General features: G+C 63.2%; 4 protein-coding genes. 2 read left to right on the top strand and 2 right to left on the bottom strand.

Features of this window, described 5'->3' with window-relative positions; genetic code table 11:
* Positions 1 to 228 precede the first annotated feature (228 nt).
* Positions 229 to 879 carry an ankyrin repeat domain-containing protein gene (locus JV551A3_RS14060; protein ID WP_133972018.1) on the top strand — a complete coding sequence of 217 codons (651 nt, stop codon included), beginning with the start codon at positions 229 to 231 and terminating at the stop codon, positions 877 to 879.
* A gap of 148 nt (positions 880 to 1,027) precedes the next feature.
* Here the strand turns inward: JV551A3_RS14060 and pobA are convergent, their stop codons facing one another.
* Positions 1,028 to 2,215 (bottom strand): 4-hydroxybenzoate 3-monooxygenase, encoded by a 1,188-nt coding sequence (gene pobA, locus JV551A3_RS14055; protein ID WP_133972016.1) that lies wholly within the window; start codon positions 2,213 to 2,215, stop codon positions 1,028 to 1,030.
* 172 nt (positions 2,216 to 2,387) lie between these two features.
* Here pobA and JV551A3_RS14050 point away from each other — a divergent pair, with 172 nt between their 5' ends.
* Entirely contained in the window at positions 2,388 to 3,266 is an 879-nt protein-coding gene (locus JV551A3_RS14050; RefSeq protein WP_133972014.1) for a helix-turn-helix domain-containing protein, read from the top strand.
* Between the two features lie 132 nt (positions 3,267 to 3,398).
* Here JV551A3_RS14050 and JV551A3_RS14045 read toward each other — a convergent pair.
* On the bottom strand, positions 3,399 to 3,579 hold a 181-nt coding region (locus tag JV551A3_RS14045), incomplete at its 5' end, for an integrase core domain-containing protein (RefSeq protein ID WP_167494825.1).

Genomic DNA, 3,579 nt, shown 5'->3' with positions numbered 1-3,579 from the left:
GCGGTAGCCGGAGGCCAGTTCCGGTGGCGCCGGCAGCACCTGGTCGGCACAGGCCCAGCCACTGGCGGCTACCAGGCACAATGCGCCCATCAGGGTGGTGGGCACTGTCATCCTTAAGCTTCCTGCCATTACCTCTTCACCAGCGCACTGTGGGTCATGCCCCAACTTGACTTCAAGCCCTGGCGTGTTTTTTCTAGGATGCGGGCAGGACACCGAGGAGCCTGCCCCATGCGTTCACTACTTGCTGCCATGCTGTTCGCCCTGTGCACCAGCCTTGCCGCCCACGCCGAGAGCACTGCCATGGACAACCGCCTGCACAACGCCGCCCGTCACGATGATGTGCGCACCCTGCAACAACTGCTGGCACAAGGTGCGCAGCTGGAGAGCCGTGACGAGCAAGGGCGCACCGCGCTGCTGGTGGCCACCCACGGCAACCAGGTTGCGGCCGCGAAAGCGCTGATCGAGGCTGGTGCCGATGTGAATGCCAAGGACAACATCGGCGACAGCCCGTACCTGTATGCCGGGGCGCGTGGCCTGAACGACATCCTGCGGCTGACGTTGAACCATGGTGCCGACCTTAGGAGCACAAACCGTTACGGAGGCACAGCGCTGATACCCGCCGCCGAACGCGGGCACGTCGAGACCGTGCAGATACTGATCGATGCCGGGGTGGATGTGAACCATCTCAACCGCCTGCACTGGACCGCGCTGCTGGAGGCGGTGATCCTCGGTGACGGCGGGCCGCGGCATGTAGAGATCGTGCGCCGGCTGCTGGCGGCCGGGGCAGATCGGCAGATTGCCGACAAGGACGGGGTGACCGCGCTGGAGCATGCGCGGCAGCGGGGGTATCGGGAGATGGAGGCGTTGCTGGCCCGCTAGCCAATGCTGGCTTTCGAATGCCGGGGCTGCTTTGCAGCCCAATCGCGACGCAAGGCCGCTCCCACAGGTACAGCAGCGCCTGTAAGGCAAATGATTACCTGTGGGAGCGGCCTTGCGTCGCGATTGGGGCGCAACGCGCCCCCGGCAATCAGGCCACTTCTTCGAACGGCAGCCCTACATAGTTCTCGGCAATGTTCACCAGCCCCGCCGGCGAGGTCAGGAAGTACTCGCGGTCGGCCTCCTGCATCTTCTGGTCCCAGGCGTCCTTGTGGCTGCCGAAGTCATGCAGCAGCTGGGTCATGAACCAGCTGAAGCGCTCGCCTTTCCACACCCGGCGCAGGGCCAGCGGCGAATACTGCTGCAACAGGTCGGTGCGCCCTTCGCGGTACACCTTGACCAGGATGCGGTACAGGTAGTTGACGTCCGATGCCGCCAGGTTCAGGCCCTTGGCACCGGTCGGCGGGACGATGTGCGCGGCGTCACCGACCAGGAACAGGTGGCCATACTGCATCGGCTCGACCACCAGGCTGCGCAGCGGCGCGATGCTCTTTTCCAGAGCCGGGCCGGTGACCAGACGCGCAGCCACGTCTTCGGGCAAGCGTGCCTTGAGCTCCTGCCAGAAACGCTCGTCGGACCACGCCTCCACCTGCTCTTCCAGCGGCACCTGCAGGTAGTAACGGCTACGGGTGTGCGAACGCTGGCTGCACAGCACGAAACCCCGTTCGTGGTGGGCATAGATCAGTTCGTGATTGACCGGTGGCGTGTCTGACAGCATGCCCAGCCAGCCAAACGGGTAGACCCGCTCGTACTGCTTGAGGATGCCCTCGGGGATGCTCTGTCGCGAGACACCATGGAAGCCGTCACAGCCGGCGATGTAGTCGCAGTCCACCCGGTGCACCTGGCCGTCTTTTTCATAGGTCAGGTAGGGCCGTTCGCCCTTGAGTTCGTGCGGCTGTACATTGCTTGCCGAATAGATGATCGGCGCGCCGCTGGCTTCACGTGCCTGCATCAGGTCACGGGTCACTTCGGTCTGGCCGTATACCATCACCGTCTTGCCACCGGTCAGGGCCTTGAGGTCCAGGCGTTGGCGGCGCCCGCCGACCAGCAACTCGACACCCTCGTGTACCAGGCCCTCACGGTCCATGCGCTCAGCCACCCCGGCTTCACGCAGCAGGTCGACCGTGCCTTGTTCCAGTACCCCGGCACGGATGCGGCCGAGCACGTATTCGGGGGTCTGGCGTTCGACGATGACCGTATCGATACCGGCCTTGTGCAGCAGTTGGCCGAGCAGCAGGCCAGACGGACCTGCACCAATAATTGCGACCTGAGTTTTCATTGTTGTTGTCTCTGTGCGGACGATGCCGGCCCTGGACTGGCAGTGGGGCGGCATCTGCTGTTAGGGTTTGCCCTTGCATTTTTACTGGCAAAAACAGCCATTGAAGTGTGCTATTCCATGCATAACCTGCACTTTTACAAAAAACGTTCGATTAACGGACAGGTCCGCACGCATGAAATCCACCCTCCCCGGCGTCCCCCTGTTCAAGCTCTATGGCGAAAACCAAGCCTGGCCCGGCACCGACCTGCTGCACTGCGAGTCGATCCCGGCGCGTAGCCGTTTGCACCACTGGGAGATCAAGCCGCACCAGCATGCCGAGCTGTTCCAGTTGCTGTATGTGCAGCGCGGCCGGGCCGAGGTGGAGATCGAGGGGGTGCGCAGCGCCATCAGCGAAGCGGCGATCCAGGTGGTACCGCCGATGACCGTGCACGGCTTTCGCTTCAGCGCCGACATTCAGGGGCATGTGTTGACCTTTGGCACGGCACTGGTGGCAAACCTGGAGCAGCGCCTGGGTGCGCCGCTGGCGGTGCTGGCAAAGGCAGCCTGTTACCCACTGGGCCGAGACCGGGTGCGCCTGCGCAGCCTGATCGACACCCTGCAGCAGGAATACCAGGGCAACGCCCCGGCGCGGGCGGCCTTGCTCGAAGCACTGGTGACGGCGCTGATGGTGTGGATCAGCCGCCGCCAGCAACTGGGGCAGGCGCCGCGCAACCGCGATGAACGGGACCGCCAGTTGCTGGGGCAGTACCTGCGCCTGGTCGAGGCGCATTACCGTGAGCACTTGTCGGTGGAGGATTTTGCCGCGCAGTTGAATATTCCGAGTTTGCAGCTGAACCAGCTGTGCCGGGCGCTGAGTGGGCAGACCGCGCTGCAGGTGGTGCACCAGCGGTTGCTGCTGGAGGCGCGGCGCAACCTGATCTATACGCGGATGAGCATCGGGCAGTTGTCGGATAGCCTGGGGTTTACCGACCCGACGTATTTTGCCCGGTGGTTCAAGCGGTTGAGCGGGCAGACACCGAATGGGTATCGCAGGTCGGGGTTGTCTGAGTAATTTTTTCGCCTTTGCTGGCCTCTTCGCGGGCTTGCCCGCTCCCACAGGTATCGCATGAGCCTTGAGGGCGCCGCCGTCCCTGTGGGAGCGGGCATGTTCTGGTCAAGTATTTCCGGACACCAGTTACGGTGATCAAGCCGCCTGCTGCTCCATAGCTATTGGCGACAAGTAGTTGTTGTAGCTATGGAGCCTGATTCGGTTGTATCGCATGAAGAAGCTGGTCATGTCCTGCTTGGCCTCTTCAACTTCCTTGTAGCCCTTAGGCGGCACCCATTCTGACTTTAGCGTCCCAAAGAAACGCTCTGTCGGTGCG

This window comes from Pseudomonas inefficax, assembly GCF_900277125.1.
Lineage (GTDB): Bacteria > Pseudomonadota > Gammaproteobacteria > Pseudomonadales > Pseudomonadaceae > Aquipseudomonas > Aquipseudomonas inefficax.
This window is presented reverse-complemented; position numbering and strand designations above follow the sequence as displayed.